The following is a 24,875-nucleotide window of genomic DNA, read 5'->3' as shown; positions in this document are numbered from 1 at the left end:
GCTCAGCGGTGTTCGCTGTCTTCCGTGGCTCTCCGGAGCTCGGCGATCTCAAGCCGCAACGCAGCAATTTCCTTGACCAGATCTGCCATTTCGGCCCGGACGGGTTCCTCCGCGGCCGCTGCCTTTTCGCCGGCAGCGGCTGCCACGTCTTCGGCATTCTCCTCGATCCGTTGCACGAGCCAGGAGGCGATGGAGGCCGTCACAATACCGAGAACCGCAATGCCGCTCATCATGAGGGCTGCTGCCACCACCCTGCCGATGGGTGTCACGGGGTACAAGTCGCCGTAACCAACCGTGGTGATGGTGGTGACGGCCCACCAGGCTGCATCCCCGAAGGTCATGATCTTGGCGTCGGGGGCGCCCTGTTCAACATCCAATACGGCCAATGCGCCAATAAGGATGAGCATGGCTGCTGCTCCGGCCACGTAGGTTGCAACGCGTCCCCGGAGGGTTTCGCCCACGGTGCGCTGCAGGACGGAGAGCAACGTGACCAGGCGCAGCAACCGCAAAGGCCGGAAGAAGGGGAGCACCACGATCAGGAGTTCGTGCAGGTTCCACAGGAACCAGCGCATCCGGTCTTCGGCAAGCCAGAGGTTGATGAAATAGTCCAGCGCGAATACTCCCCAAGTGATCCAGAGAATCACTTCAAAAGGAGCAGCCGCGGCACCGTCCACGCGACCAATGACTTGCCAGGCGTAGGCGGCAAGGAAAATCAGTGCCGTGGCCATCAGCGGCCATTCGACGAGGTCCCGGTATCGCGCTTGAGTCATACGGGAATCCTAGCCACAGGCGTGGCCTGCGGAAGGGCGCCGGTGCTGTCAGGCGCCGGTTTCGAGCCAGTAGCCGTCCAGGTGGTGCACCAGTTGACGCCCCAAGCCGCCCTTGAGCTGGATCCACAGGGTGCTGCGGTCATCGGTCATGCCGTCCAGGGTCCCCTCGATGCGGTTCCCGCGGGCGTCCTGGAGCACCACGATCTGGTGGCGCGGGAGTTCGGGCCAGACGTCGCCGTGGGGCCTGGTGGTCTGCAGCGTACTCAAAGGGTCCCCCTGATGTGTTCTTCCAATACGAGTTCCAGATATTGTGCACGTCTTTGGTGAACCTGCGGTAAACGTAAGTGCAATCGTTGGACATAAACAGGCCACCCCCGGCTGGGCACCGGCGGCGTCCCACTATGCGGTCTGCACCTTTCGCTTGAAGTTACTCGTGGGTAACATTGCTGGCATGCATCTGCTTCTTCGCACCCTCATGTTGCTGTTCACCTCCGCCAAGCGCTCACCCCTTGGCGTGTGGGAAGAATCGTCGCTGCCGCTGCGGGTTCTTCCAACAGACATCGACATCGCCATGCACGTCAACAACGGCATGTACTTTTCCCTGATGGACCTGGGCCGATTCGACCTCATGGTGCGCAGCGGCATCTGGAACAAGATGCGCAAGAGGGGTTGGAGTCCGGTGGCTGCCGGGGAGACCATTGCCTTCCGAAAGTCGTTGCAACTGTGGCAGCGCTACTCGATTGAAACCAAGATCATCGGAGTGGATACCAAAGCCATCTACTTTGAGCAGCGCATGGTGGTAAACGGCGAGATCTACGCCCGCGCCCACATCGCCACACGCCTGGTCGCAAAAGGAAAGCCGGTCACCCAGGAAGAGATCATCGCTGAGTTCGGCGCCCCACCTGCAGACCTTGAACTGCCCGAGTGGATCCACGAGTGGCGCGGGAACAACGCGCTCCCCGGAGCACGCCGCCCCGCGCCGCACATCTGGAGCTAGACGCCTACATCCCGGCGTTGCAAAGCCAGGGCACCGAGCGCAATGAGTGCTGCGGAGATACACAGCAGACCCGTCACGGCGCCCCAGTCAGCCCCATTTGCCACCGGTGAGTTGCCGTAGGCCCAGTGATAAGGCGAAAGGTTCAGCAGCCACTCCACATTGGTACTTTGCCGGCCCACGGCGTTGAAGACGTAGCCAAGGACAGCGACGGCAGCACCGACCGCGACTCCGTACACCTTCCGTCCCGTAAGGGCGCCGGCAAACAACGCAGCCGTACCGCTCAGCAGGGCCAGGGCGGCAAACAGCAGCACCGCGCCGAAAAGATGCCCGACGTCGATGCCAAGTTGCGCTGGCCCGTTCAGTACCAGCACCAACACGAAGACGAGGGCGGCGAGGATCGCGGTGCGCACCAGTATGGCCAGGGCGCGCTCCAAAACTACCTGCACGCGCGTCACGCTGTGCGCCAGGGTCAGTTCCAAAAGCCCGGACTCTTCGTCGCCGCCAACAGCAGCCGCGCCCCAGCCCACCGCGGCCATGGACATCAGCAGGAAGCCTATGAGCCCAAACAAGGTGGCCTGGGTGTAGCCCGGCCCAGTGGCGATTTGGTCGTAGTTCAGCGCCTTGGTCATGCCTGGCGGCAAGGCGTCAATCATTTGCTGCATCTGGGAACTGCCTCCGATGGACGGATACAGCGGCAGATACAGCATGATGGCTGCCGTGAGTCCCAACGCCCACGCCAGGGTGGAACGCCATGAATCCGTCAGCGCTTTGGTGAACAGTGGGAGCGGCCTAGGCACGGTGGGCTCCTTCCGGTTGTTTGCTTGCCCCAAGGGAATGCGGGGCGTTGGAAGGAGCGTCTCCTCCCGAATAGAGCTTCAGGACAGCCTCCTCGAGATCGGGCTCTTCCAGGACCAGGTCAGTCAGGTTCAGCCGGGCCAATTCCTGGATCAAAGGCTGGATGTGCCCGGACAACGTGGCTGTCGCTTCCACAGTTCCAGCGGCGTGGCCATCCGCCGGTAACTCCCGCACCGCCACATTGGCGACGCCCGGCACCCGCGCCAGCAACGCGCCGACGTCGTGCGCTTCAGTTCCGGTGCTGTTGAACCGAAGCTGCCTGACGGCAGCCGTCCGGAGCGCCTCCACGGTGGAAACTGTAACGATGTCCCCATCGCGCAGGATGGCGACGGCGTCGGCGGCTTGCTGGACCTCGCTCAGGACGTGCGAGCTGAGGAACACCGTGGCACCGCCATCCACGGCCTCGCGGACCATGGCATGGAAGACCTGCTGGACCAAGGGGTCAAGCCCGCTGGTGGGCTCGTCAAGGATAAGAAGCTCAGGTTTGTGCATGAAAGCCTGCAGGAGCCCGAGTTTCTGTTTGTTTCCCTTGGAGAGCTTGCGGGTTTGCCGGTCCAGGTCCAGCTCAAGCCGGTCGGCCAGGTCGTTGACATGACGTTGGTCCACTGGGCCGCTGATGGCCGCAAAATGCTCCAGTACGCGGCGACCCGTGGTGCGGTTCTCCAGGTGCAGCTCTCCGGGGAGGTAGCCGATCCGGCGCCGGAGCTCGGTTCCCGCTCGCCGAGGATCTTCTCCCAGCACTGAGATGGAGCCCGCACTGGGCCTGATGATGTCCAGGAGACAGCGCATGGTGGTGGTTTTGCCCGCCCCATTCGGTCCGATCACCCCGAACACAGTTCCGGGTTCCACTGCGAAATCCAGTCCATGCAGAACCTCGCGTTGGCCGAACTTCTTGCGTAACCCCTCGACGACGATTGCCTGGGTCACGGGGCATGCTCCCTTCCATTGTTGGTGTTGTTTCCTTCCAGGGCTTCGCGGGCCGCGGTGAGGAACCGCGCGTCCGAATAGAAGCCATGCGTATAAATCTCAAGCAGAGGCAAGGTGAGCTGGCGCAGCATGTCGGGGCCGATGCCGTTGGGTTCCGGGGACGGTATGCCCAAGGTCCGCGAGAGATGCCTGCCCAGCGTGAGGAAAGCCAGGCTGTTGGCAGCAATGACCACGGCAACGGGGCGGATGTTGTCAAATTTTCTGATGGTTCCGGCCTCGATGCCGGTTTGGATGATGTCCTGGCACTGGGTCACGACCGCATCGAAGAAGGCGTCGCCTGCGTCCGATTCGTCACCGAGGCTGCGTCGGATGTACGCGATTTCCTCGGTGTATTGCTCCGGGTTGTTCAAGTAGTCCTGAATGAGCCTGCCCGTGGAACCAGGATCCGCTTTTTCACGGCCTTGGGTGGCGGTTTGCTTGAGGACGTGCTGGTCGCAAGCTTCGCGGAGTCCTGCCTTGCTGCCGAAATGATGGATGACCAGGCCGGGACTGACGCCGGCGTCCGAAGCGACGGCCCGGACGGTGGCGCGGGAGAATCCATCGCGGCCGAAGAGTCCGATGGCGGCGTCGCGGATGCGTGCCCGGGTGGTCAAATCGTCTGCGTTTGAACGCATGTTTCATAGGTTAAACACTTGTTCAACCGGAATCAAGAGCCAGCTGGGCGTCTGGGCCGGCTATTTATTCCCGGTGACGCGGGAAGCGAACAGCCACCACCTCCGCGCGACATCACAGGCCCGGACGCGTACGGTGGAACCATGGCTACAGTTGACATCACTGGTGAACAGTTCGCATCGACCATCGAGGATAACGACATTGTCCTTGTGGATTTCTGGGCTGCATGGTGCGGTCCCTGCCGGCAGTTCGCGCCCACGTACGGAGCGGCATCGGATAAACACGCCGACGTGGTCTTCGCCAAGGTGGACACCGAGGCCGAGCAGCAGCTCGCCGCAGAGGCCGGGATCACCTCCATCCCCACGCTGATGGCATTCCGTGAGAAGGTCCTTGTCTTCTCGCAGCCCGGCGCGCTGAACGCCCAGCAGCTTGAACAGGTTATTGAGGCCGTGAAGGGCCTGGACATGGAAGAAGTCCACGCACACGTGGCGAAGTCCCGTGCCGAGGCACAGGAAAACTAGACCACTCCCGGCGAAACCGCCGGAAACGCAACGAGGTCGCCGGATGATTCCGGCGACCTCGTTGCTTTAAGGCGTTCTGGCAGTCCCGCGGCGATTGCTACAGGCGTTCCAGCTTCACGGGCTCGGCAAGCAACGCACTGAGCGACTCGTTCAGGTCCTGCACCGCGATGCCCTTGGAGTGCTTATCCAGCAGTTCCTCGGACTCCCAGCGTTCCGTGAGGACCAGTTTCTCTTCGGTGGCTTCAGTCAGTTCGTAACGGATGCAGCCGGGCTCGTTGACCACCTCATCAATCGCGATTTCCAGTGCGAGCTTCACGCGGAAGAACTCGCCTTCGTTGGGGATGAACGTGGCCTTCAGGTCAATGGGTGCACTCATGGAACCAACCCTACCGGCAGGACACGGTGCTGCTTGAGGTGATGACGGTTCTGTTGCGGGGCAGGGCTTGGTAGCGTTCCGTCATGTTGTCCTACACCGCCGGAGACACTGACGTCCCGTTGCTCGAAGAGACCATTGGCGCCAACTTTGAGCGCATCGCCGCTCAGTTTCCGTTGCGCGACGCCCTCATAGAGGCCGCCGCCTCGCCGGGCGGTGACGCCCGGCGCTGGAGTTATCAAAAGTTGAACGACGACGTCGACCGCCTCGCCCGCGCGCTGCTCGCCCTGGGCGTGGCAAAGGGGGAGCGGATTGGCATCTGGAGTCCAAACTGCGCCGAATGGACGATTCTCCAGTACGCCACGGCCAAGATCGGGGCGGTGCTGGTCAACGTGAATCCTGCCTACCGCAGCCATGAACTGGAATTCGTAGTCAAACAGAATGGCATGCGGATGCTGGTGACCGCCCCAACGGACAAGAACAGCGACTACGTCGGCATGGCCCGGGATGCGGCGGGCACCTGCCCGGAACTGCGGGAGGTGGTGTTCCTTCCCGGCGAACCCGCGGCGGGGCTTACGGCGGGGGTTCCGGAAGCCGGCCACGAACTGAGCTACGCCGAGCTCCTGACCCGGGCTGACGGCGTCGGGCTTTCAGCGCTTCGCGAGCGGATGGCGGAACTGGACCCGCACGATCCCATCAACCTGCAATACACCTCGGGCACCACTGGTTTCCCGAAGGGCGCAACGCTGACGCACCACAACATCCTGAACAACGGGAACTCGATTGGGCGGCTCCTGAACTACACAGAGCATGACAGGGTGGTGATCCCGGTGCCGTTCTACCACTGTTTCGGCATGGTGATCGGAAACCTGAACGCGCTCAGCTTCGGGGCTGCCACCATCATTCCCAGCCGGGGATTCAGTGCTTCGGCGGCGTTGGAAGCCGTGCAGGATTTTGGCGGAACGTCGCTGTACGGCGTGCCCACCATGTTTATCGCAGAGCTCGCCATGGACGATTTTGCGTCCTATGACCTGTCGACGCTGCGGACCGGCGTGATGGCGGGTTCGCTTTGTCCCATCGAGGTCATGCGGCGGGTTATCGGCGAGATGCACATGGTGGACGTGGCCATTTGCTACGGCATGACCGAGACATCGCCGGTGTCCACCATGACGCGCGCCGGGGATACCCTGGAGCAGCGGACATCCACCGTGGGCCGGACCATGCCGCACCTGGAGAGCAAGGTGGTGGAGCCGGGGTCGGGAGAGACCGTGGAGCGTGGCGTTATCGGGGAGCTCTGCACCCGGGGCTATGCCGTCATGCAGGGCTACTGGGGCCAACCGGACAAGACCGCCGAGGCCATCGACGCTGACGGATGGATGCACACCGGGGACCTGGCCCGCATGGATGAAGACGGCTACCTCGTGATCGAAGGACGCATCAAGGACATGGTGATCCGTGGCGGGGAGAACATCTATCCCCGCGAGATCGAGGAATTCCTCTACCTGCACCCTTCCATCCAGGACGTGCAGGTGATCGGCGTTCCGGATGCCAAGTACGGCGAGGAGCTCATGGCGTGCATCATCCTCAAGCCCGGCGCCGGGCCGCTGACAGCCGACGACCTCGCCGAGTACTGCCGGGGCAAACTGGCGCATTACAAGATTCCCCGCTACATCGACGTCCGTGAAAGCTTCCCGATGACCGTCTCCGGGAAAGTCCGCAAAGTCGATATGCGCCAGGAAGCCGTGTCCCGGCTCCACCTCTGAAAGCAACGCGGGGTCACTTATGGCCCATGTTTCCTCCATTTATGGGCCATAAGTGATCCCGCGTTGCAGTTTGGGAAAGTGGTCCTGTGGATAACTCCATTTGAGGGGCTCGCTGCCGAGAGACTGGAGTGCATGGTTCGCATCAGTCCTTTGCCCGAGGTTCTCGGCACCCGCCCTTTTACGATTTACGAGTCGCGTGAGCTGGGGGTGCCGAGGAAACGGCTGCGGGCCAAGGACATCGACGACGGCGGTCGGCTCATCTACCTGCCACGCGGAGCCGACGTGGAACTCATTGAGCGGGCCCGGGTCCTCACGGCCGCAACCCCCGGGGCCTGGATCTCTCATGAGACCGCCGCTATCCTGACGGGCCTGGGGCTTCCGCCGTGGATGGGGAACAACGACGCCCTGCATCTGAGCAAGCCGCACGAACTGCCCAGGGTGCGGAGGGCCGGAGTGACAGGGCATCGCGTCCGTGTTTTCCCAGGCGAAGTCATGGATCATCAAGGCATACCCGTGTCGGTTCGCCCCAGAACCTGGTTGGATCTTGCCAAGTCGATGCCCCTCCCGTATGTCATCGCCATGGGCGATCAACTCATTCGCCGGCCCCGGCCAGACCTGGAGCTGAGGACTGAACCTTATGCCTATAGCTCCGGGCTGAGGCTGCTCATTCGGCAGCATCCAAACCTCCAAGGGGTAGAGAAAGCACGGCTGGCGCTGGACGAGATGCGGATCGGAGCTGACTCGTATCCCGAGACGTTCCTGCGATTGGCCATGCGGGACGAGGGGCTGCCCGAGCCGGAACTGCAGTTGCGACTGGACCCGGAGGATCCGTGGTCGCCAACGGCCGACCTCGGCTATCGGCGGTTCCGGATTGCAATCCAGTACGACGGCGCCCATCACCTTTCGCGCGAACAGCAGACCCGTGACAACCGACGCGACGAAGCATTCCTGAGTGCGGGATGGTCGTATTTCAAGGTCAACGCGGATGACATGGCGGAGGGGTTTGCCGGGGTCATCTCTCGTATCCGGTCAGCCAAACTCCGCACCAACTGAAGCAACGCCGGGTCACTTATGGCCCATAAATGCGGCAAACATGGGCCATAAGTGACCCCGCGTTGCTTCTAGTGGTGGCGGTGGTCCTGCACGGTCATCCGGGGGCCGAACGTGGGTTTGCGGAAGCCGCTCAGGTACAGCATCCGGACAAGCCGTTGCCGCTGCCCGCGCCACGGTTCGAGCAGCTCGATCATGCCGGCGTCGTCCGTTTTCTCCCCGGTCAAGGCGTAGCCCACGTACGCCGCCAAGTGGTAGTCGCCCACGGAGATTGAATCCGGGCAGCCGTGGGTCCGCTGGACGACTTCGGCCGCGGTCCAGACACCGATACCGGGAATCGTCTGCAGCTTGGCGCCGGCCTCCACGGAGTCCAGCCCAGCCAAACGTTCAAGCGCGACGGCGGATTGCAGCGCCCGCATGACTGTGGCCGAACGCTGTGGTCCAACTCCGGCCTTGTGCCACTCCCACGAAGGAATGGCCAGCCATTGGCGGGCGGTCGGAGGAACGAGCAGGCCTGCGGGGGCTTTTCCCGGCGCAGGCGTCCCGTACCGGTACATCAGGTATCGGTAGCCACGCCTTGCCTCCAAAGTGGTGACCTTTTGCTCCAAAATGGTGGGCACCAGTGAGTCAACCACCCGCCCGGTGGAGGGCAGGCGCACTGCCAGGTTCCGGCGTCGTGCTTCTGTGACGCGGCGCGGGAGCGTGGCGTGGAAAGCGGGGGCATCGAAGGCCGACCAATCGTCGTCGGCCCCCAGCAGCCGGGGGACGCCAGCCACTGCGTCCGAGGCTCCAGGCCCCCAAGCCTGCGCGTCTACGAAAGAGTCCGGACCATGACCGCCGCCGGACAAGCGAAGTGCCACCGGGCCGGACGGCGCAGTGAAGGCCATCCAGTAGCCGTTGGCGTGCGCCGCGAAGGACGGATCAGCATTGCCGCGCATGAGCGGAAACATGGTCTGGTCCAGGCGGAAGGAACCGCCCGGATGCCATCGGACGGCTGCATCCGCCGCTGCCGCCACAAGGGGCGGGGCGTCTGCGATGGTCATGTTTTTATGGTCCCACGCCGGGCTGACATTCCCGGAAAAAGCCCCTTACGGTGGTGCCCGCCCGGGTCTAGACTCCGTGATGTGGCGCGGGTGGGCCGCGTCCGAATCCAAGGAACAAATACCAAGGAACCAGGAACAAGGAGCGCCAGCCATGGCCGCAATAGTGCATTTTGAAATCCCCACGGAAGACACCGACCGGGCCAACACCTTCTACCAGAAGACTTTCGGCTGGAACCTCAGCCCAATGCAGGGCATGGATTACACCATCGCCCTGACCACGGAATCGGATGAGCAAACCGGTGCGCCGAAGGAGCCCGGAGCCATCAACGGCGCGTTGTTCCCCCGGACCGACAATTTGAAGACCCCCATCCTCACCATTGATGTTGCGGACCTTGACGCTGCCCTCGCGGAGGTCGAACAGGCCGGCGGTTCCGTGGTGCAAGGCAAGGATGCCGTTCCGACCATGGGGTGGTACGCCTACTTCAAAGACACGGAAGGCAACATTTTGGGGCTCTGGCAGACGGACACCTCTGCGGGGAGCTAGCCGGCCGACGCAGGTCCCCAAGCGGGCAGGCGGTAACTTTGTACCTATGAAGTACGCCCAGTCCGTGTTGGACCTCATCGGCAACACGCCGCTCATCAAGCTCAACCACGTTACGGACGGGATTAAAGCCACAGTCCTGGTCAAGCTCGAATACATCAACCCCGGCGGATCCATCAAGGACAGGATCGCCGTGAAAATGATCGAAGAGGCAGAAAAGGACGGGCGCCTGAAGCCGGGCGGAACCATCGTTGAGCCGACGTCGGGCAACACGGGAGTGGGTCTGGCTCTGGTGGCCCAGCAGAAGGGCTACAAGTGCGTCTTCGTGGTCCCGGACAAGGTTGGCGAGGACAAGCGCGCTGTGCTGAAGGCCTACGGAGCCGAGGTAGTAGTGACGCCCACCGCCGTTGCCCCGGACAGCCCGCAAAGCTATTACGGCGTCTCGGACCGCTTGGTCAAAGAGATACCTGATGCCTTCAAGCCGGACCAGTTTTCCAATCCGGCAGCCCCGGGCAGCCATTTCGAATCCACCGGCCCCGAAATCTGGAACGACACCGACGGCCGGGTCACCCATGTGGTGATCGGCGCCGGTACCGGCGGCACCATCACCGGCACGGGCCGGTACCTGAAGCAGGTTTCGGCGGACCGTCCGGAGTCCGACGGCGGCCGGGTCAAGATCATCGGCGCGGACCCGGAAGGTTCGGTCTACTCCGGCGGAACCGGCCGTCCCTACTTCGTGGAAGGCGTTGGCGAGGACATGTGGCCCGCCAACTACGACCGCGCCGTCCCCGATGACGTTATTGCTGTTTCTGACGCGGATTCCTTCGCCATGACCCGGCGCCTTGCCAGGGAAGAGGGCCTGCTGGTGGGCGGGTCTTCAGGCATGGCGGTGGTGGCTGCGCTGCAGGCCGCCAAGGACCTGGACGAGTCCGCCGTCGTCGTGGTCATCCTGCCTGATTCGGGCCGCGGCTATCTGGCCAAGATCTTCAACGACCAGTGGATGCGCTCCTATGGATTCCTTTCCGGGGGCGAAGAAGCCACCGTTGGTGAAGTGCTCAAATCGAAAACGGGCGAGATGCCGGACCTGGTCCACATTCATCCCAATGAGTCCGTCCGCGACGTCATCAACATCATGAACGAGTTCGGCGTCTCGCACATCCCTGTCCTGTCGCAGGAGCCGCCCGTGGTGATGGGCGAAGTCCTGGGCGCCGTGGACGAGCGCAGCCTCACCACCAAACTGTTCAGGGGCGAAGCCAAACTCACGGACAAGATCGCCGAGCACATGGGTGACCGCCTCCCCGTGATCGGCTCACTGGAGACCATTTCCGCCGCGCGGGAGCTGCTGTCCGACGTCGATACCGTCATGGTGACCTTCGTTGGAGCCCCGGTGGGGATCCTGACGCGCCACGACCTTCTGGCCTACCTCAGCAACTAGCCTGCGCTGACCATCCCGTTGAACGAACAAAGAGGAGCTTCCATGTCTGCCAACAACAAGGCCGGGTTCAACACACGCGCCGTCCACGCCGGCCAGGAATTCGAACCCCGCACCGGCGCAGTGGTGCCACCGCTGCATTTCAGCACAACCTACGCCCAGGACGGTATCGGCGGCCTGCGTTCAGGTTACGAATACGGCCGCGGAGGCAACCCCACCCGTGATGCCCTGCAGGAGCAACTTGCGGCATTGGAAGGCGGTACGGCTGCGTTTTCCTTCGGCTCCGGCCTCGCTGCCGAGGACTCCCTGATCCGTGCCGTGGCCCGCCCCGGCGACCACATCGTCCTGGGCAACGACGCCTACGGCGGCACCTACAGACTGATTGACCGTGTGCTGGGGGACTGGGGGATCGGCAACACCCCGGTGGACATGTCGGACCTCGACGCCGTGGCTGCCGCGGTTGCAGCGAACAAGACCCGCCTGGTCTGGGTTGAGACGCCGTCCAATCCGATGATGAAGATCACGGACATCGCGGCGCTCGCCGCTGTAGCGCACGACGCCGGCGCCCTCCTGGTGGTCGACAACACCTTCGCGTCTCCCTACTTGCAGACCCCGCTGGAACTCGGTGCCGACGTCGTAGTCCACTCCACCACCAAGTACATCGGCGGCCACTCCGACGTCGTGGGTGGGGCGGTTGTGGTCAAGGATGCTGAGCTTGCGGAGAAGATCGGCTTCATCCAGTTCGCCGTTGGGGCTGTTTCCGGTCCCATGGACGCGTTCCTGACCACCCGTGGCTTGAAGACGCTGGGTGTGCGCATGGACCGCCACAGCGACAACGGCCAGGCGGTGGCCGAATGGCTGCTGCAGCGACCCGAAGTGGAAGCAGTGCTGTACCCCGGCCTGCCGGACCACCCCGGCCACGCTCTTGCCGCGAAGCAGATGAAGAAATTCGGCGGGATGGTGTCGGTCCAGTTCAAGGGCGGCGAGGCCGCTGCCCGGACCGTAGCCGAGAACACCTCCGTGTTCACGCTTGCCGAATCGCTGGGCGGCATCGAATCCCTCATGAACTATCCCTCGGAGATGACGCACGCTTCCGTCAAGGGAACCGAGCTGGCCGTCCCCGTGAACCTCCTGCGCCTGTCCTGCGGCATCGAGGAATCAGAGGACCTGATCGCCGACCTTGAACAGGCCTTCGCCAAGATCAGCAACGGCTGACATGGCGGCTTCTCCTACACAGGCGGTGGCCGCCACCAGCACGCGGGGCTGGATCCTCACGGTAGCCGGTGCCTTTACTCTTGCGGTTGCTGTGTGCTTCCTCTACGCGTACTACCAACCGGCCCTGAATGACTTTGAGGTCTACTACTACGGCGGCGGCAAGGTCATGGAAGGCGGCGACCTGTACGCCATCCGCGATGGACTGCCCTTTACGTACCCTCCGTTTGCGGCGCTCCTCTTTACAGGGTTGGCAGCGATGGGTTTCTTTGCCGGCAGCATGGTTTTCATCCTGGTTGCCTTGGCCGGTGCCGCGACCGTGGCCGCTTGGCTTGCACGGCACTACTTCGGCCTCAAGACCTGGCGTGAAGCCTTTGCCGACTACCGCTTCAGGACCACTGCGTTGGTGGGAACCGGTGCCATCCTGCTCCTGGGACCATGGCGTGACACTTTCGTTTTCGGGCAGATCAACATCATCCTGATGGGCGTGATCCTGGCCGATTTCGCCCTTTACGGGAAGGTCCGTGCTGGTGCCATCCGCTGGCCCGCGGGCCTGCTGATCGGCCTGGCCGCCGGTGTGAAGCTCACTCCTCTGGCTTTTGGCCTGTACTTCCTGGTCCGCCGCGACTTCAAGGCGTTGGGATGGATGGCTGCCGGCTTCTTCGGCTCGATTGCGGTGGCGTGGGTTGTGCTGCCGCAGGCATCGCTGGACTTCTGGACCAAGATCCTTCCGGATACCGGGCGCATTGGAGGGCCGGCCTACGTTGATAATCTCTCCGTCAAGGGCCTGCTCCTGCACTTCGGCATGCCGGACTCTTCGATCACCAACGTGGTGTGGATGGTCCTGTCCCTGGGGCTGGTCATCGTGGCGGCACTCATCATCATCTGGGCTTCTGCTGTGGAGGAGAACTTCGTTGCAGTGTCTGCGACGGCCATCCTGATGCTCCTGATCAGCCCGGTTTCGTGGTCGCACCACTGGGTGTGGGTTGCCGTGGCGCTGCCCAGCATGGCGTTTGCGATGCACCGGGTGCCCACCAGGAACGGGCGGATGCGCACTGCGGGTTGGGTGATAGTGGTGTGTTCCACCATTGCCTTCTACATGACTCCCAAAAACCTGGCTGTGTGGGCCGGAGCCGCAGAGTGGGGCAAGGACCCCCAGACCCAGTGGCAGCTCATGGTTTCGAGCCTGGGGGTGGTGTGCGGAATCGCCATGCTGGTCTACTGGGCCTTGGCTTACCGTCCTTCACGGACCGGGTTGGTCCCTGATGCGACCATCAAGGACCCCCCGGCGAGCCGTTAGCCGGAGATGCCTTCCTGGCCGTCTTCTTCGCGGCCGGTCAGCCTCCGGCGGAATGTGGCGTCCTCGGCAGCCGTGATCTCCACGTCATACCAACCGTTCGCAGTGTCCCAGCCGATCTTCTTCGATTGCCCGGCTTTGAGCTTCACGGTGTCGTGACCCTGTGAATACTGCAGCGATTGCAGAGCCAGCTTCACCAAGGTCGCACCGTTGTTGCGCAGTTCCAGTTCCACCGCCTTATTGCCGCGGCGTCCGTTGACTGAAACGTCGACGCCGGACGCCGCGCCCGCCGTCGTGCCTTTCAGTTCGTACTGGAAGCGGTTGGGACCGGTGACGACGACGTCGAACGCGCCTGAGGTGAGGGGGAGCTCCACCTGGTCGTTCCCGAGGACGTCCACATGCCGGGGTTCGGTGACTTCGCCGGCGTAACCGTAGATGGCGAAGTGGGTTGACCGGCTGCCCTTGTTCCCCAGCGCCACTGTGATCTTGCCCGGCGTTACGACGGCCGAAACCCGGGGCCTGTAGGGGAGCGGCCGTGCCGGACGCGTGCCGGTTTCCTGGATGGGTGCCACTTGTACTGTGGGCGGGGTGGGACGCCATCTGCTGATCTTGGCGGGCACGGCTCCGGGGTGATCCAGCACCGGGGGAGTGCCGGGGGAACTGAAATTGAAGACGCCGGTCAGGTCACCGCAGACTTGGCGCCGCCAGGGCGAGATATTCGGTTCCTGCACGCCGGTCCAGCGTTCCAGGAAGCGCAGGACTGAGGTGTGGTCGAAGACTTCGGAGCTCACGTAGCCTCCCACCGTCCACGGCGAGACCACCGTCATGGGTACCCGCGGACCCAGTCCGATGGGCCGTGCCGTGGTCCAATCCGCTGACTCACCTGACGCCGGACGCGGTTGGACGGGTGGCGGAACGTGGTCGAAGTAGCCATCGTTCTCGTCAAAATTCAGGAAGATCGCAGTGCTGTCCCACGTGTCGGGGTTGCTGGCCACCGTGTCCAGGAGGCGGTAGACGAAATTCGCGCTGCCCACCGGCGTCGACGCTCCCGGGTGCTCGGAGTCGGCCGCGGACGGGACCAGCCAGCTGACCTGCGGCAGGGTTCCTGCCGTGATGTCGGCGTTGAGCCGCTCCAGGAGCGTATCGGGCCGGCCACGCCACATGGCTTTGTCGAAAAGCGACCGTTCGGCGTCCGTCAGGGTTGCCCGGCCCTGTTCCAGCTGTGCCAGCAGGCGGTCCTGCTCTGCTGCCGGCTTGCCCGCCAGGTTGTCGTAGAACTCCTCCGTGGTGCGCAGTTGGCCGTCAACCGAGGCCAGCATCTTCCGGCCGATCGCCTTGAATGTTTGGAAGTACTCAACGGCGTTGTCCGTGAAGTTGTCCCAGTCCTGGTAGATCTTCCACGACACGCCCGAGTGTTCCAGCCGTTCCGGGTAGGAGGTCCAGTCGTAGCCGCCGTGATCGTAGCCATAGGCCGCGTTGGTCACGGCGCGGTTGGTGGTGCCCGGCTCACTGCCCGTGGTGCCGCTCCAAAGGTAGTTGCGATTGGGGTTGGTTGAGCCGTTGACGGAGCAATGGTACGCGTCGCAGATGGTGAACGTGTCTGCGAGCTCGTATTGGAGCGGGATGTCCTGGCGCTCGTAGAACGTCATGGTGGATGCGCTCTTGGCAGGAATCCACTTGTCGCACCAACCGTTGTTCCAGGCCGTGGTGGTGCCTTTGAAGGAATGGTCCAGGTCTCCGAGATATTGGATGTCGGTTCCCGGGCGCCCAGCGAGTTCGGCCGCCTTGCGCAAGGAGAACGGCAGGACGGTCTCGCCGGTGGCGCGGGGCTGCTCGAACATGGACTTGCCGTTGGGGAGCCGGGTAACGGACTGATCGCCGTATCCACGCACTCCGCGCAGCGAGCCGAAGTAGTGGTCGAAGGAACGATTCTCCTGCATCAGGACGATCACGTGCTTGATGGACTGCAGGCTTCCGGCAGGCGTTGGCTTGGCCATGGCGGCTTGCACTGACGGGGGAAGAAGTGAGCCGGCTGCCGCAAGCGCCGTCGCTGCGGCTGCAGTTCCCAGGAATCCGCGGCGGGAGAGCCCCGGGGAATCGGTTGAACGTTTCACCAAGTCAGGGTTGTTCAAGGACATTCAGGGTGCCTTTCGTGGTCAGAGTTGACCCGGCAAGCGTAGGCACCCCAGATGAACCGCTGATGAACCCGGGATAACCTGAGGTGGGTCTTCCAGGGATCTAGCTTTCTTTAGAAAAGTTAGCTAGCTTTGTGCCCATGCCTCTTCGCTCTGACTGGTCTGCCCGCACGTGCAGCCTCGCCCGGGGACTCGACGTCCTCGGTGACCCTTGGGGAAGCCTGGTGCTGCGGGAAATCTTCTTCGGCAACGGCCGTTTCGATGCCATCAAACAGCGGCTCGAAGTAGCGGACACCGTTCTGAGTAAGCGTTTGGGGTGGTTGCTCGACGCCGGTCTGCTGGCCCAGCGACCGTACCAGGACGGCAGCCGCACCCGGCAGGAATACGTCCTCACCAGCAAAGGCGAGGACGCCCTGCCCGTCCTGAACGCCATCATCATCTGGGCAGAGAAGCATTTGGACGCACCCAACGAGGTTTCCCACATGCGGGTCATCCACACTGACTGCGGACGCCCCACATCCTCGGCCGATACCTGTACCCACTGCGGTAGCCGCCTGACGGCCGCCAACACCAGCTGGCACAGTTTCAAGCGCACAGACCACCCGGTTCCGCTTGCCGTGGCACCACCTGAAGCAAGCACAGCAGCTCCCTCTGAAACGGAGATCACCGCATGACCGCTCCCGACGTCACAGGCACACCGGCCGGGTCGCAACAGGTTCCGTACGGAAAGCAGCCGCAATCCGGCAAGCGCCGCCGCCTGCACCCGGCGTGGATAGTTGCCGGAGTGGCCTTCCTGGCGCTGGTCGGGGCCGCCGGCTTCCGCGCAGCCCCCGGTGTGCTCATGGTCCCTTTGCAGCAGGAATTCGGCTGGTCCACCACGGTGTTGTCCCTGGCCGTCAGCATCAACCTGGTCCTCTTCGGGCTGACGGCACCCTTCGCGGCAGCCCTCATGGAACGCTTCGGCATCCGGAAGGTCACCTCGCTGGCACTATGCCTGATTGGCTTGGGTTCGGCCCTGACCGTCCTGGTGAACCAGTCCTGGCAGATCCTGTTGACCTGGGGATTTCTCATCGGGCTGGGAACCGGTTCGATGGCGCTCGTCTTCGCTGCCACCATCGCCAACACCTGGTTCGCCAAGAGCCGTGGCCTGGTGATTGGCATCCTTACTGCGGGAAGTGCCGCAGGCCAACTGGTGTTCCTGCCGTTTATCGCCGCCCTTGCCCAGGATCCGGGCTGGCGTGGCGCCTCGCTCCTCATCGCGGCCGGTGCGCTCGCGGTGGTCCCGCTGGTGCTGCGATGGCTGCGGAACTCACCCGCCGACGTCGGGGTGTTGCCTTACGGTGCCCAGGAACTGGAGGCAAAGGCCGTCGACGCCGGAACCAACCCTGCGGCTGCCGGCCAGCCTGGGGAGGCGGCTACGAAAGACTCGGCCAACGCCGCCGTCCGTGCACTGCAGGTCCTGAAACGGGCCGCCAAAGTCAGGACGTTCTGGGCATTGGCAGCGGGCTTCGCGATTTGTGGAGCCACCACCAACGGACTCATCGGCACCCACTTCATCCCCTCTGCACACGACCACGGCATGCCCGAAACCACAGCGGCAGGCCTGCTGGCCGTCGTCGGGATTTTCGACATCGTGGGCACCATAGCCTCGGGTTGGCTGACGGACCGCTTCAACCCCAAGGTCCTGCTGGCGGTCTACTACCAGTTCCGGGGGATCGGCCTGCTGGTGCTGCCGCTGTTGCTGGGCTCGTCCGTTGAGCCGAGCATGATCATCTTCGTGGTGGTTTACGGCCTTGACTGGGTAGCCACGGTGCCCCCCACCGCAGCCATCTGCCGCTCGGTGTTCGGCGCCGACGGTTCGGTAGTGTTCGGCTGGGTGTTCGCGGCCCACCAGCTCGGGGCCGCCGCCGCCGCGCTCGCCGCCGGGTTCATTCGCGATGCCACCGGACACTACAACTATGCGTGGATGGGTGCGGCCGCAATGTGCACGGTGGCCGCGGTCATCAGCGCCACCATCCGCAAGGACGCCGCGAAAAAGGAACCCGTAGTCGTGGCTCCATAACGTTGTGAGGCCTGCCCTACGCTTTATTCTTGTCTGGAAACGCGCAGGACAGGCCTCACAACGGGAGAATCAGCCAGTCGCCTCGGTGATCCTGAAGCTCAGGGTCCGGGCTTCCGGACGGAGGGCAAAGTCGGGCCACACGTCCGGCCCGCATGCCCTGGACCCCAAACCATGCTGCGCCGCGTCCAGGTACAGGTGGCTGCCGTTGCTGGGAGGCAACTCGTGGGGATGGGCTGCCGCGGAGATCTCCTGTGCAGTGTGCCGGGCAAGCGTGAAGCCCGGCAAACGGTCCCGGGAATCCGGAGCAGCGTGGAATTGCAGCCAAGGCGCACCATTGTTCTGCACCTCCAATGAGCGGAGCCCACTCCTGTGGCCAGACTCCTGGGGCTTGGCATATTGCACGGACAGAGCCTCGATTGTCGAGGAATAGCGGCCAACCTGGGCGGCATGCATGCTGTCCGGGTAGGACTCGCGGGGACCCGTTCCGAACCACGAGGCTCCATCCACAGAACCGGGCATGTCAAAGCGAATGCCCACGCGTGGCCAGATGATGTCCCAACCCGCACTCGGGACGATGTCCACCCTCAGCCACAACTCCCCGTTGGAAAGCCGCCAGTTTTCCTCCACCGACACCCAGTCAGAGGAGTCCGCGGCGGCGTAGCGGGTCATGACCCCGACACCGTTCCCACTGGCCGAAACATCCTCTACCCGGGCCGTCAGACGGTCCAGGCCGGCTGCACGCCAGATGGTTTCCATGGAAGGAGCCGGAACACCGTCGCCGTTATTGAGCCAGGGATCGGCGAGGTCGTAGCTGCCGCGGCCGGCACCGGCGTCGTTATCCGTGGGGGCACGCCACAGCTCCAGCCGCGGACCGGACACCGGCAGCCCCGCAAGGGAAACAAGCCTGCCGTGCTCAAAGACGGCCGGACCCAGAGAAACGGTGGGAGCCACCTCGTGGTCGGCTCGGGCAGCCGAGGACTGGGGACGCGGGGGGAGGAAATGGGAGGTCACTGCCAACGACAACTGGGCCGCTGAGACCACGTGGCCTGCCTCAGCCCAAGCAGTATCCTTGCGGAGGACGGCCTCCACAGTCAGCCAGTGCTCACCGCTTCCTGCAGCGTCCAGGGCGGGAAGCTCCACACGGGCTGTGTCACCTGCGGCGAGCGGCGCACCTGCGGAATTGACGACGTCGAGCTCTCCCGAAGCGGCCGGAAGGCCGTCCCGTTCGAGGCGCCAACGGAGCACGACGTCGGAAGCGTCGGCGGTGTGCCGCAGGTTGGCGACAGTGACGAAGCGGCGGGTGCCGCCGTCGTGCGTTTCCGTGGAAAAGCCCAAACGGATCGGGGCCACGATCTGCTTGTACTCGAAGAGTCCCGGGCTCGGGGTCGAGTCCGAAAGAACCATGCCGTCCATCACGAAGTTGCCGTCGTGGATCACCTCGCCGAAGTCGCCGCCGTAAGCGAAGAATTCCGTGCCGTCGGCGGTGGTGGTGCGGATGCCGTGATCCCGCCACTCCCACACGAAGCCACCATGCAGGCGGGGATAGCGGTCCACAAGGTCCTCGTACTGGTCGATCGCGCCGGGGCCGTTACCCATGGCGTGCACGTATTCGCACAGGATGAATGGCTTGGTGCGCTGTCGTGCCGATTCCGCAGCGGAGCAGCCGAGCAGAAGTGACCCCGAATCGTCACGGCCGATCGCTTCAGTTTCAGGCACGGAAGAGTACATGCGGGAGTAAACGTCCGTGTAGGCGCCGGTGTAATCGCCTTCATAGTGGACGGGCCTGCCGGCGTCGCGGGCGTGCGTCCAGACGGACATTGCAGCGAGGTTGGAGCCTGTACCGGACTCGTTGCCCAGGGACCACATGATGATGGAGGGGTGGTTCTTGTCCCGTTCCACCGTGCGTTCCATCCGGTCCACGTAGGCCTCACGCCACGCGGGATCGTCACTGGGGTTGCCCACCCACCCGTGCCGCTCGAAACCATGGGTCTCCAGGTCGCACTCCAGGATCACCCAGAAACCGAGCTCGTCCGCGATGTCCAGCAGGCGCGGATGCGGCGGGTAGTGGCTGGTGCGGATGGCGTTGACGTTGAACTGCTTCATCAGGGCGAGGTCGGCACGGGCAAATTCCTCGTCAAAGACCCGGCCACGGTCCGGATGCGTCTCATGACGGTTCACGCCGTGGAACACCACGCGCTTTCCGTTCACCAGGAATTGGTCGCCCTTGATCTCCACGGTACGGAAACCCAGGCGCAGCGAAATGGTCTCGCCTTCGCTGGCCACGGTCGCGTTGTAGAGGCGGGGCACCTCTGCGGACCAAGGTTCGACGCCGGGAACCGCCACCGCGGCGACGTCGGCAGGAGAGTCCCAGACGACGTCGACATCCAGCTCCGGGACCGACAGCCGAACCGGGTAAGCGGCATTGCCAGCGGTGATCTCGGGATCGATGATGCCGGAACCGGCGGTGTACGAGGTCCGCAACCAGACGTCGTCGAATCCTGTTTTTGGCCGTGATTGGAGGCTGACATCACGGAAGATACCGGGCATCCACCATTGGTCCTGGTCCTCGACGTAGCTGGAGGCGGACCACTGGTGAACGCGGACCGCCAGGACATTGGTTCCGGGGCGAAGGGCTTCGGTGACATCGAATTCCTGTGCCAGCCGACTCCCCGTGCCCACACCGATTTCGTTTCCGTTGAGCCACACCTTGTACCTGGACTCGACTCCATCGAAACGGAGCGCTGTCCGTTCCTCGATATTCCAGTCTTCGGGGAGCTCGAACGTGCGGCGGTAGTCACCCGTGGGGTTCTGGTCCGGAACGTGGGGAGCGTTGGTGGGGAAGGGGAACTGGACATTGGTGTAGATGGGCCGGCCGTAGGCGCCGTCGCCCTCCAGTACCCAGTGGGCAGGAACAGGGATTTGGTCCCAGCCGGAGTCGTTCAGGGATTCTTCGGCCACGCCCTCGACGGCTTCTCCGGCAGGCAGCACCCCGCGTCCGCCGGGTGTGCCGGGCGCGCCGGGAAGCAGGCGGAACCGCCACTGTCCGTTCAGCGAAAGGCCGGGCGCATCACTGTGCAGCCACGACCTCGCGGGGAGACGGTTCCCCGTACCAGGGCCGGTATCGGTGATATAGCCGGCTGTTTGATGGATGGTCATTACTTGACGGCTCCTTCTGTCAGTCCTCCGCGCCAGAAGCGCTGCAGGACAATCATGGCGATGCTGAGCGGGATGATGGAGAGCAGGACCCCGCCAGTGGTCAGTTCATAGAATTCGGGCAAACGGTCCACCTGGCTGAGCCAGTTGTTCAGGCCAAGGGTGATGGGGTAGAGCTCGGAATCGGACAGCATCACCAAGGGCAAAAAGTAGTTGTTCCATATGCCAACGAGCTGGAAAAGGAACACCGTGACCAAGGCTGGGGTGAGTACCTTGAGTCCGATCGTGTGGAAGATCCTCAACTCTCCGGCGCCGTCGATCCTTGCGGCCTCGATCAGCGAGGTGTCCACTGTGGCCTGGGCGTAGATCCGGCACAGGAACAACCCGAAGGGGGAGACCAAGGACGGCAGCAGCACGCTCCAGTAGGTGTTGGCCAGGCCCATTTGGCTGAACAGCAGGAACAACGGCAGCGCCGTGGCGGTCCCGGGCACCAGGACGCCGCCGAGGATGGTGCCGAACACCAGGTTGCGTCCCTTGAACTCGTACTTGGCCAGAGCGTAGCCGCCGGCAGCCGCAAAGTAGGTGGCCAGGAGTGCGCCAACGCCGGCGTAGATGGCGGAGTTCAGGAACCAACGGCCGAAAATTCCGTTGTCGTAACTGAGGACCCGGCCGATGTTTTCCCAGAGGGAGAACGTTGGCGCGAACAGGAAGCCGTTGGTGGAGAAGAGGTCGGAGGTGGACTTGGTGGACGCGACGAAGACCCAGTAGACCGGGATCAGGAAGTACAGCGCAACCACCACCAGAAGTGCGGTGACGATGATGGTGGAGGACCGGCGTCGTCCGGCTGATCGGTCCGGACCTCCGGGCCGTTGGTTGCGGACGGGAGCAGTGGAGGGTTTGGTGGCGGTTGCGGTCATGATGACTTCCTGTTCGTGAGCGCGAGGAAGGCGAAGGACAAAGCAAAGGCGGCGACGGCGATGATCACCGATTGCGCTGCGGCAACGTTGTAGTCGTTGTACGCGAAGGCCGTGGTGTAGGCGCTCAGGTTGGGCGTGTACTGGCTGTCGATGGCCGGGGCCACCGTTTTGAGGACCTGCGCTTCGGCGAACAACTGCAGCGTTCCAATGATGGAGAAGACCGTGGTCAGCATCAGGGCAGGGCGGATCAGGGGGAGTTGGATGCTCCGGGCAACCCGCCAGGTGGAAGCACCGTCCACCTTCGCTGCCTCGTAGAGTTCCACCGGGATGGCCTTGAGCTGCGCCACGATGATCAGCATGTTGTAGCCGGTGTAGCTCCAGGTGACGATGTTGGCGATGGACCACAGCACGCTGTTGGCGCCCAGGAAATCAGGGGTAAGGCCCACTGTTTTGGCGGCATCAAAGAGCGGGCTGAGGCCGGGAACATACAGGAACGACCACAGGATGGTGGCGATCACTCCCGGAACGCCGTAGGGCATGAAGTAGGCGGCACGGAAGAACCCCGGCCATTTGGCTGACGCCGACTCGAGCATCAGGGCCAGGACCGTGCAGAGCACGATCATGACCGGAACCTGGACAATCCCGAACAGGAGCATCCGGCCGATGGAAGCAACAAAGCTTCCGTCGCCAAGCGCCTGTACGTAATTGCTGAACCCGGCAAATTCGCTGGTAACGCCGGCTTCGCCGAAGAGTCCGCTCCTTGTCACTTTGGTGAAGCTGGACAGGATGGCCACGATGATGGGCAACAGGAAAGTGAGGACGAAGAGCGCCAGGAAGGGAGCCAGCAGCAACCAGGGTGCCCTCGCTGCGGCTCCGGTCCTCTTGCCGCGGACCGCTGCGGGTACGTCCCCTGTACTGGCAGTGCGGGTGGTCGTCATGCCGTTTCCTTCCGGATGGTGAGGCCCTTGTTCTTGAAAACGGTGATGATCTGCTGCTCCGAGGCCGCAATCGAGTCCACCAGTGAGGTACCGAAGGCCTTCTTGCGGAACCCATCGCTGAGGATGTTGAAGGACTGCTGGGTCACTGGCCACCACGACCATTCAGGATTTTGCTGCTGCGCCGCGGGAACGAAGATGTCCTGGTTGTAGTTCTGGCCGCCGAAGAACTTCGATGCCTGCTGGCGGTCCGTGCCTATGAACTCGGGATTCGGGGACCAGCCGATGCCGCTGTTCTTGATCTCGGCGTCGATTCCCTCTTTTGAGGTTGTCAGCCAGACCGCGAATTCCACGGCCTCCTTGGGATGCTTGCTGTTCGCCAGGACGGCCGCAGTTGAGCCTCCGAGGTAGCTGGAACCGAATCCGGTGCTGCCCCAAGTGGGCATCGGGGCAACCCGCCACTTTCCTTCCGAACCACTGACGCCCTCCACCAGGGCATCACCCCAACTGCCAGTGACGGTCGAGGCGATACCACCCTTGCCCGCCGCGGCGAACCAGCCGGGCGAGAAGGCGCCGTACGCAGTGGTAACGAGGTCGTCGTCGATCGCTTTATCGAAGAAGCGCGCGGTGTTGAGCGTGGCGTCGTCGGTCATGTTGATGACCCAGCCGTCCTCCTCGGGGCGCAGCCAGGCGGCACCGGCCTGCCCGGCAAAGGAAGCGAAAGGGGAGGCGTCGCTGATGGGGAAGCAGTCAAGGTAGGTATCCACCGCGCGGAGTTCGCGTGCCAGCGCAGCCCATTCCTCCCAGCTCTTGGGAGTGGTTCCACTCACCTTGTCCAGGATCGCGGGTTGGTAGAACATGGCCATCGGACCCGAGTCCTGCGGCAAGCCGTAAACTCCGCCCGTGTAGCTGACCTGCTTCCACAGGGTGGGGTCGTACAAGTGGGCGTAATCGTTGGCGCCGTAGCGGGAAACATCCACCAGGCCGTTGACCAGCATGAACTCCGGAATCGACCTTAGTTCCACCTGTGCCAGATCCGGTCCGCCCCCGGCCGCCAGTGCAGAGTAGAGCTTCTGGTAACCGCCTGCGTTGCCGCCCGGGATCCAGACAACATCAACCTGGATGTTGGGATTGGCTGCGTTCCAGATGTCGGCCACGTTCTGGAAATCCTTCAGCCATGCCCAGTAGGTGAGCCGCACGGGCCCTTCGGCGCCGGGGATGGTTGGCGCGGCGTTGACGGATTGGGTACCGGGGGTCGCGCAGCCGGACAGCAGGCCCATGGCTGCTGTGCCCAGGCCTGCGCCCAGGAGTTGTCTTCGAGTGAAACGGGTCATGAGCCTTCACCTCTTCGTGTCAGGTTGACGCTGCCGTGCACCCGAAACCGGGCCCCAGCATGTCGATTGTGACCACGGTAACAGAAAATTCGAGTAGCTACTCGAATTTCGCGGAAGGTCCCAAACGCGTACACTGACTAGCCATGACCACAAAGGACGTGGGCCGGACAGCGAGGCGTGGCCCCTACGCGAAATCCGAGGAAAGGCGCCAGACGATTCTGGACGCAGCCCATGCGGTGTTCGCTGCGCGTGGCTACCGTGGAGGCTCGCTGCAGGATGTCGCCGATCGCGCAGGCATGAGCCAGACCAGCCTGCTGCACTACTTCCCGTCCAAACGCGACCTCCTGATGTCGGTGCTGGAACGTCGCGACGAGATCACCAGCGGAGCCTTCCCCGATGACATGAGGGAGGGTTTGGCGGACTCGGTCATACGAACCGCCCTGTTCAACGAGGACATCCCGGGGGTCATCGAGCTGTACACCGTGCTGTGCGCGGAGTCGGTCACGGATGAACACCCGGGACGGGATTACTTCACCGCGCGCTTCGAGCGATTGCGGGCGAGCTATGCCCGGCGTTTCGCTGAGCTGGCGGCCGAGGGCAGGCTGCGCCCCGGCGTCGATCCTGAAGAAGCGGCGACCTCCCTGGTGGCGCTCTGGGACGGGCTGCAGACCCAATGGCTGCTCGCGCCGGACCAGGTGGATGTAGCCAGGGGCCTCCGCGGGTTCTTTAACCTGGTGCTCCTCCCCGAACCCAACTAGGTGTACTGCCCAGGGAGGTTGGTTAGCCGGCTGACGGGTGGTTTGTTCCCGAGTGCGGTGTGGGGCCTGTGGTGATTGTAATAGTGGATCCAGGCGGGTAGGGCCTCTCGTCGGGTGGTTTCGGTGCC

24 protein-coding genes are annotated in these 24,875 nt (G+C 63.4%); 11 read left to right on the top strand and 13 right to left on the bottom strand.

From position 1 onward, the window contains the following. Positions 1 to 2 precede the first annotated feature (2 nt). Together PJL15_RS14675 and PJL15_RS14670 are read right to left on the bottom strand one after the other, a co-directional pair. A complete protein-coding gene (locus PJL15_RS14675; protein WP_281451884.1) occupies positions 3 to 770 on the bottom strand; it encodes a potassium channel family protein in 768 nt (255 codons plus the stop codon). Between the two features lie 48 nt (positions 771 to 818). Further along, positions 819 to 1,037, bottom strand: a complete 219-nt coding sequence (locus tag PJL15_RS14670; protein WP_281451883.1) for a hypothetical protein — start codon at positions 1,035 to 1,037, stop codon at positions 819 to 821. 184 nt (positions 1,038 to 1,221) lie between these two features. Between PJL15_RS14670 and PJL15_RS14665 the strand changes: the two genes are divergently transcribed. Next, positions 1,222 to 1,767, top strand: a complete 546-nt coding sequence (locus PJL15_RS14665; protein ID WP_281451882.1) for an acyl-CoA thioesterase — start codon at positions 1,222 to 1,224, stop codon at positions 1,765 to 1,767. On the opposite strand, the gene PJL15_RS14660 is transcribed toward PJL15_RS14665, so the two are convergent. Genes PJL15_RS14660 through PJL15_RS14650 form a run of 3 tightly spaced genes read right to left on the bottom strand, consistent with a single transcriptional unit; the run spans position 1,764 to position 4,223 of the window. Further along, the gene (locus PJL15_RS14660; RefSeq protein ID WP_281451881.1) at positions 1,764 to 2,564 is read right to left on the bottom strand and encodes an ABC transporter permease subunit; all 801 of its coding nucleotides are present in this window, start codon (positions 2,562 to 2,564) and stop codon (positions 1,764 to 1,766) included. The two genes, PJL15_RS14665 and PJL15_RS14660, sit on opposite strands and share 4 nt — an antisense overlap. After that, positions 2,557 to 3,549 (bottom strand): ABC transporter ATP-binding protein, encoded by a 993-nt coding sequence (locus tag PJL15_RS14655; RefSeq protein WP_281451880.1) that lies wholly within the window; start codon positions 3,547 to 3,549, stop codon positions 2,557 to 2,559. The genes PJL15_RS14660 and PJL15_RS14655 overlap by 8 nt, the downstream gene beginning before the upstream one ends. Continuing rightward, positions 3,546 to 4,223 (bottom strand): TetR/AcrR family transcriptional regulator, encoded by a 678-nt coding sequence (locus PJL15_RS14650; protein ID WP_281451879.1) that lies wholly within the window; start codon positions 4,221 to 4,223, stop codon positions 3,546 to 3,548. Before PJL15_RS14650 ends, PJL15_RS14655 begins: the two co-directional genes overlap by 4 nt. A gap of 141 nt (positions 4,224 to 4,364) precedes the next feature. Here PJL15_RS14650 and trxA point away from each other — a divergent pair, with 141 nt between their 5' ends. Continuing rightward, positions 4,365 to 4,742 carry a thioredoxin gene (gene trxA / locus PJL15_RS14645; RefSeq protein WP_281451878.1) on the top strand — a complete coding sequence of 126 codons (378 nt, stop codon included), beginning with the start codon at positions 4,365 to 4,367 and terminating at the stop codon, positions 4,740 to 4,742. Between the two features lie 97 nt (positions 4,743 to 4,839). On the opposite strand, the gene PJL15_RS14640 is transcribed toward trxA, so the two are convergent. Then, complete coding sequence (locus tag PJL15_RS14640) at positions 4,840 to 5,118, bottom strand: putative quinol monooxygenase (protein ID WP_281451877.1); 279 nt, start codon at positions 5,116 to 5,118, stop codon at positions 4,840 to 4,842. Between the two features lie 83 nt (positions 5,119 to 5,201). Here PJL15_RS14640 and PJL15_RS14635 point away from each other — a divergent pair, with 83 nt between their 5' ends. Both PJL15_RS14635 and PJL15_RS14630 read left to right on the top strand, forming a co-directional pair. After that, entirely contained in the window at positions 5,202 to 6,878 is a 1,677-nt protein-coding gene (locus tag PJL15_RS14635; RefSeq protein ID WP_281451876.1) for an AMP-binding protein, read from the top strand. A 132-nt stretch (positions 6,879 to 7,010) separates the two neighbouring features. Next, complete coding sequence (locus tag PJL15_RS14630) at positions 7,011 to 7,931, top strand: endonuclease domain-containing protein (RefSeq protein ID WP_281451875.1); 921 nt, start codon at positions 7,011 to 7,013, stop codon at positions 7,929 to 7,931. A gap of 68 nt (positions 7,932 to 7,999) precedes the next feature. Here the strand turns inward: PJL15_RS14630 and PJL15_RS14625 are convergent, their stop codons facing one another. Beyond that, entirely contained in the window at positions 8,000 to 8,971 is a 972-nt protein-coding gene (locus tag PJL15_RS14625; protein ID WP_281451874.1) for a DNA-3-methyladenine glycosylase family protein, read from the bottom strand. Positions 8,972 to 9,122: 151 nt separating this feature from the next. Between PJL15_RS14625 and PJL15_RS14620 the strand changes: the two genes are divergently transcribed. From PJL15_RS14620 to PJL15_RS14605, 4 genes are read left to right on the top strand one after another with little or no spacing between them, the layout of a single operon-like run. Continuing rightward, positions 9,123 to 9,515, top strand: a complete 393-nt coding sequence (locus tag PJL15_RS14620) for a VOC family protein (protein ID WP_281451873.1) — start codon at positions 9,123 to 9,125, stop codon at positions 9,513 to 9,515. 46 nt (positions 9,516 to 9,561) lie between these two features. Further along, positions 9,562 to 10,947 carry a cystathionine beta-synthase gene (locus PJL15_RS14615; protein WP_281451872.1) on the top strand — a complete coding sequence of 462 codons (1,386 nt, stop codon included), beginning with the start codon at positions 9,562 to 9,564 and terminating at the stop codon, positions 10,945 to 10,947. 42 nt (positions 10,948 to 10,989) lie between these two features. Then, positions 10,990 to 12,159, top strand: coding sequence for a cystathionine gamma-synthase (locus PJL15_RS14610; RefSeq protein WP_281451871.1), 1,170 nt, complete (start codon positions 10,990 to 10,992; stop codon positions 12,157 to 12,159). A gap of 1 nt (position 12,160) precedes the next feature. Next, positions 12,161 to 13,456 (top strand): glycosyltransferase 87 family protein, encoded by a 1,296-nt coding sequence (locus PJL15_RS14605; RefSeq protein WP_281451870.1) that lies wholly within the window; start codon positions 12,161 to 12,163, stop codon positions 13,454 to 13,456. Here PJL15_RS14605 and PJL15_RS14600 read toward each other — a convergent pair. Then, positions 13,453 to 15,567, bottom strand: coding sequence for a phosphocholine-specific phospholipase C (locus PJL15_RS14600; protein ID WP_281451869.1), 2,115 nt, complete (start codon positions 15,565 to 15,567; stop codon positions 13,453 to 13,455). The two genes, PJL15_RS14605 and PJL15_RS14600, sit on opposite strands and share 4 nt — an antisense overlap. Positions 15,568 to 15,728: 161 nt before the next feature. On the opposite strand from PJL15_RS14600, the gene PJL15_RS14595 reads away from it, so the two are divergent. Both PJL15_RS14595 and PJL15_RS14590 read left to right on the top strand, forming a co-directional pair. Next, the gene (locus PJL15_RS14595) at positions 15,729 to 16,262 is read left to right on the top strand and encodes a winged helix-turn-helix transcriptional regulator (RefSeq protein ID WP_281451868.1); all 534 of its coding nucleotides are present in this window, start codon (positions 15,729 to 15,731) and stop codon (positions 16,260 to 16,262) included. Then, positions 16,259 to 17,650: an MFS transporter gene (locus PJL15_RS14590; protein WP_281451867.1), complete on the top strand. Its 1,392-nt coding sequence runs from the start codon at positions 16,259 to 16,261 to the stop codon at positions 17,648 to 17,650. The genes PJL15_RS14595 and PJL15_RS14590 overlap by 4 nt, the downstream gene beginning before the upstream one ends. A gap of 69 nt (positions 17,651 to 17,719) precedes the next feature. Here the strand turns inward: PJL15_RS14590 and PJL15_RS14585 are convergent, their stop codons facing one another. Genes PJL15_RS14585 through PJL15_RS14570 form a run of 4 tightly spaced genes read right to left on the bottom strand, consistent with a single transcriptional unit; the run spans position 17,720 to position 23,989 of the window. Further along, positions 17,720 to 20,806 (bottom strand): glycoside hydrolase family 2 TIM barrel-domain containing protein, encoded by a 3,087-nt coding sequence (locus PJL15_RS14585; RefSeq protein WP_281451866.1) that lies wholly within the window; start codon positions 20,804 to 20,806, stop codon positions 17,720 to 17,722. Next, positions 20,806 to 21,720, bottom strand: coding sequence for a carbohydrate ABC transporter permease (locus PJL15_RS14580; RefSeq protein WP_281451865.1), 915 nt, complete (start codon positions 21,718 to 21,720; stop codon positions 20,806 to 20,808). The genes PJL15_RS14585 and PJL15_RS14580 overlap by 1 nt, the downstream gene beginning before the upstream one ends. Continuing rightward, complete coding sequence (locus PJL15_RS14575) at positions 21,717 to 22,658, bottom strand: carbohydrate ABC transporter permease (RefSeq protein ID WP_281451864.1); 942 nt, start codon at positions 22,656 to 22,658, stop codon at positions 21,717 to 21,719. Before PJL15_RS14575 ends, PJL15_RS14580 begins: the two co-directional genes overlap by 4 nt. After that, complete coding sequence (locus PJL15_RS14570; RefSeq protein ID WP_281451863.1) at positions 22,655 to 23,989, bottom strand: ABC transporter substrate-binding protein; 1,335 nt, start codon at positions 23,987 to 23,989, stop codon at positions 22,655 to 22,657. Before PJL15_RS14570 ends, PJL15_RS14575 begins: the two co-directional genes overlap by 4 nt. Before the next feature lie 143 nt (positions 23,990 to 24,132). Between PJL15_RS14570 and PJL15_RS14565 the strand changes: the two genes are divergently transcribed. Continuing rightward, the gene (locus tag PJL15_RS14565; RefSeq protein WP_281451862.1) at positions 24,133 to 24,747 is read left to right on the top strand and encodes a TetR/AcrR family transcriptional regulator; all 615 of its coding nucleotides are present in this window, start codon (positions 24,133 to 24,135) and stop codon (positions 24,745 to 24,747) included. Here the strand turns inward: PJL15_RS14565 and PJL15_RS14560 are convergent. After that, positions 24,744 to 24,875: integrase core domain-containing protein (locus tag PJL15_RS14560; RefSeq protein WP_281451949.1), on the bottom strand; the 132-nt coding region annotated here is incomplete at its 5' end. The two genes, PJL15_RS14565 and PJL15_RS14560, sit on opposite strands and share 4 nt — an antisense overlap.

Origin of the sequence: Paenarthrobacter nitroguajacolicus, from assembly GCF_029952445.1 — a bacterium.
Taxonomy (GTDB): domain Bacteria; phylum Actinomycetota; class Actinomycetes; order Actinomycetales; family Micrococcaceae; genus Arthrobacter; species Arthrobacter nitroguajacolicus_B.
Note: the sequence above shows the minus strand (reverse complement) of the source record. Positions and strands in the feature narration are given on the sequence as shown.

Coding starts and splice junctions, on each gene's coding strand:
- PJL15_RS14630 (WP_281451875.1), top strand. CDS start 7,011: ATGGTTCGCATCAGTCCTTTGCCCGAGGTTCTCGGCACCCGCCCTTTT.
- PJL15_RS14605 (WP_281451870.1), top strand. CDS start 12,161: ATGGCGGCTTCTCCTACACAGGCGGTGGCCGCCACCAGCACGCGGGGC.
- PJL15_RS14575 (WP_281451864.1), bottom strand. CDS start 22,658: ATGACGACCACCCGCACTGCCAGTACAGGGGACGTACCCGCAGCGGTC.
- PJL15_RS14595 (WP_281451868.1), top strand. CDS start 15,729: ATGCCTCTTCGCTCTGACTGGTCTGCCCGCACGTGCAGCCTCGCCCGG.
- PJL15_RS14615 (WP_281451872.1), top strand. CDS start 9,562: ATGAAGTACGCCCAGTCCGTGTTGGACCTCATCGGCAACACGCCGCTC.
- PJL15_RS14590 (WP_281451867.1), top strand. CDS start 16,259: ATGACCGCTCCCGACGTCACAGGCACACCGGCCGGGTCGCAACAGGTT.
- PJL15_RS14580 (WP_281451865.1), bottom strand. CDS start 21,720: ATGACCGCAACCGCCACCAAACCCTCCACTGCTCCCGTCCGCAACCAA.
- PJL15_RS14635 (WP_281451876.1), top strand. CDS start 5,202: ATGTTGTCCTACACCGCCGGAGACACTGACGTCCCGTTGCTCGAAGAG.
- PJL15_RS14570 (WP_281451863.1), bottom strand. CDS start 23,989: ATGACCCGTTTCACTCGAAGACAACTCCTGGGCGCAGGCCTGGGCACA.
- PJL15_RS14640 (WP_281451877.1), bottom strand. CDS start 5,118: ATGAGTGCACCCATTGACCTGAAGGCCACGTTCATCCCCAACGAAGGC.
- PJL15_RS14585 (WP_281451866.1), bottom strand. CDS start 20,806: ATGACCATCCATCAAACAGCCGGCTATATCACCGATACCGGCCCTGGT.
- PJL15_RS14650 (WP_281451879.1), bottom strand. CDS start 4,223: ATGCGTTCAAACGCAGACGATTTGACCACCCGGGCACGCATCCGCGAC.
- trxA (WP_281451878.1), top strand. CDS start 4,365: ATGGCTACAGTTGACATCACTGGTGAACAGTTCGCATCGACCATCGAG.
- PJL15_RS14610 (WP_281451871.1), top strand. CDS start 10,990: ATGTCTGCCAACAACAAGGCCGGGTTCAACACACGCGCCGTCCACGCC.
- PJL15_RS14565 (WP_281451862.1), top strand. CDS start 24,133: ATGACCACAAAGGACGTGGGCCGGACAGCGAGGCGTGGCCCCTACGCG.
- PJL15_RS14665 (WP_281451882.1), top strand. CDS start 1,222: ATGCATCTGCTTCTTCGCACCCTCATGTTGCTGTTCACCTCCGCCAAG.
- PJL15_RS14620 (WP_281451873.1), top strand. CDS start 9,123: ATGGCCGCAATAGTGCATTTTGAAATCCCCACGGAAGACACCGACCGG.
- PJL15_RS14675 (WP_281451884.1), bottom strand. CDS start 770: ATGACTCAAGCGCGATACCGGGACCTCGTCGAATGGCCGCTGATGGCC.
- PJL15_RS14625 (WP_281451874.1), bottom strand. CDS start 8,971: ATGACCATCGCAGACGCCCCGCCCCTTGTGGCGGCAGCGGCGGATGCA.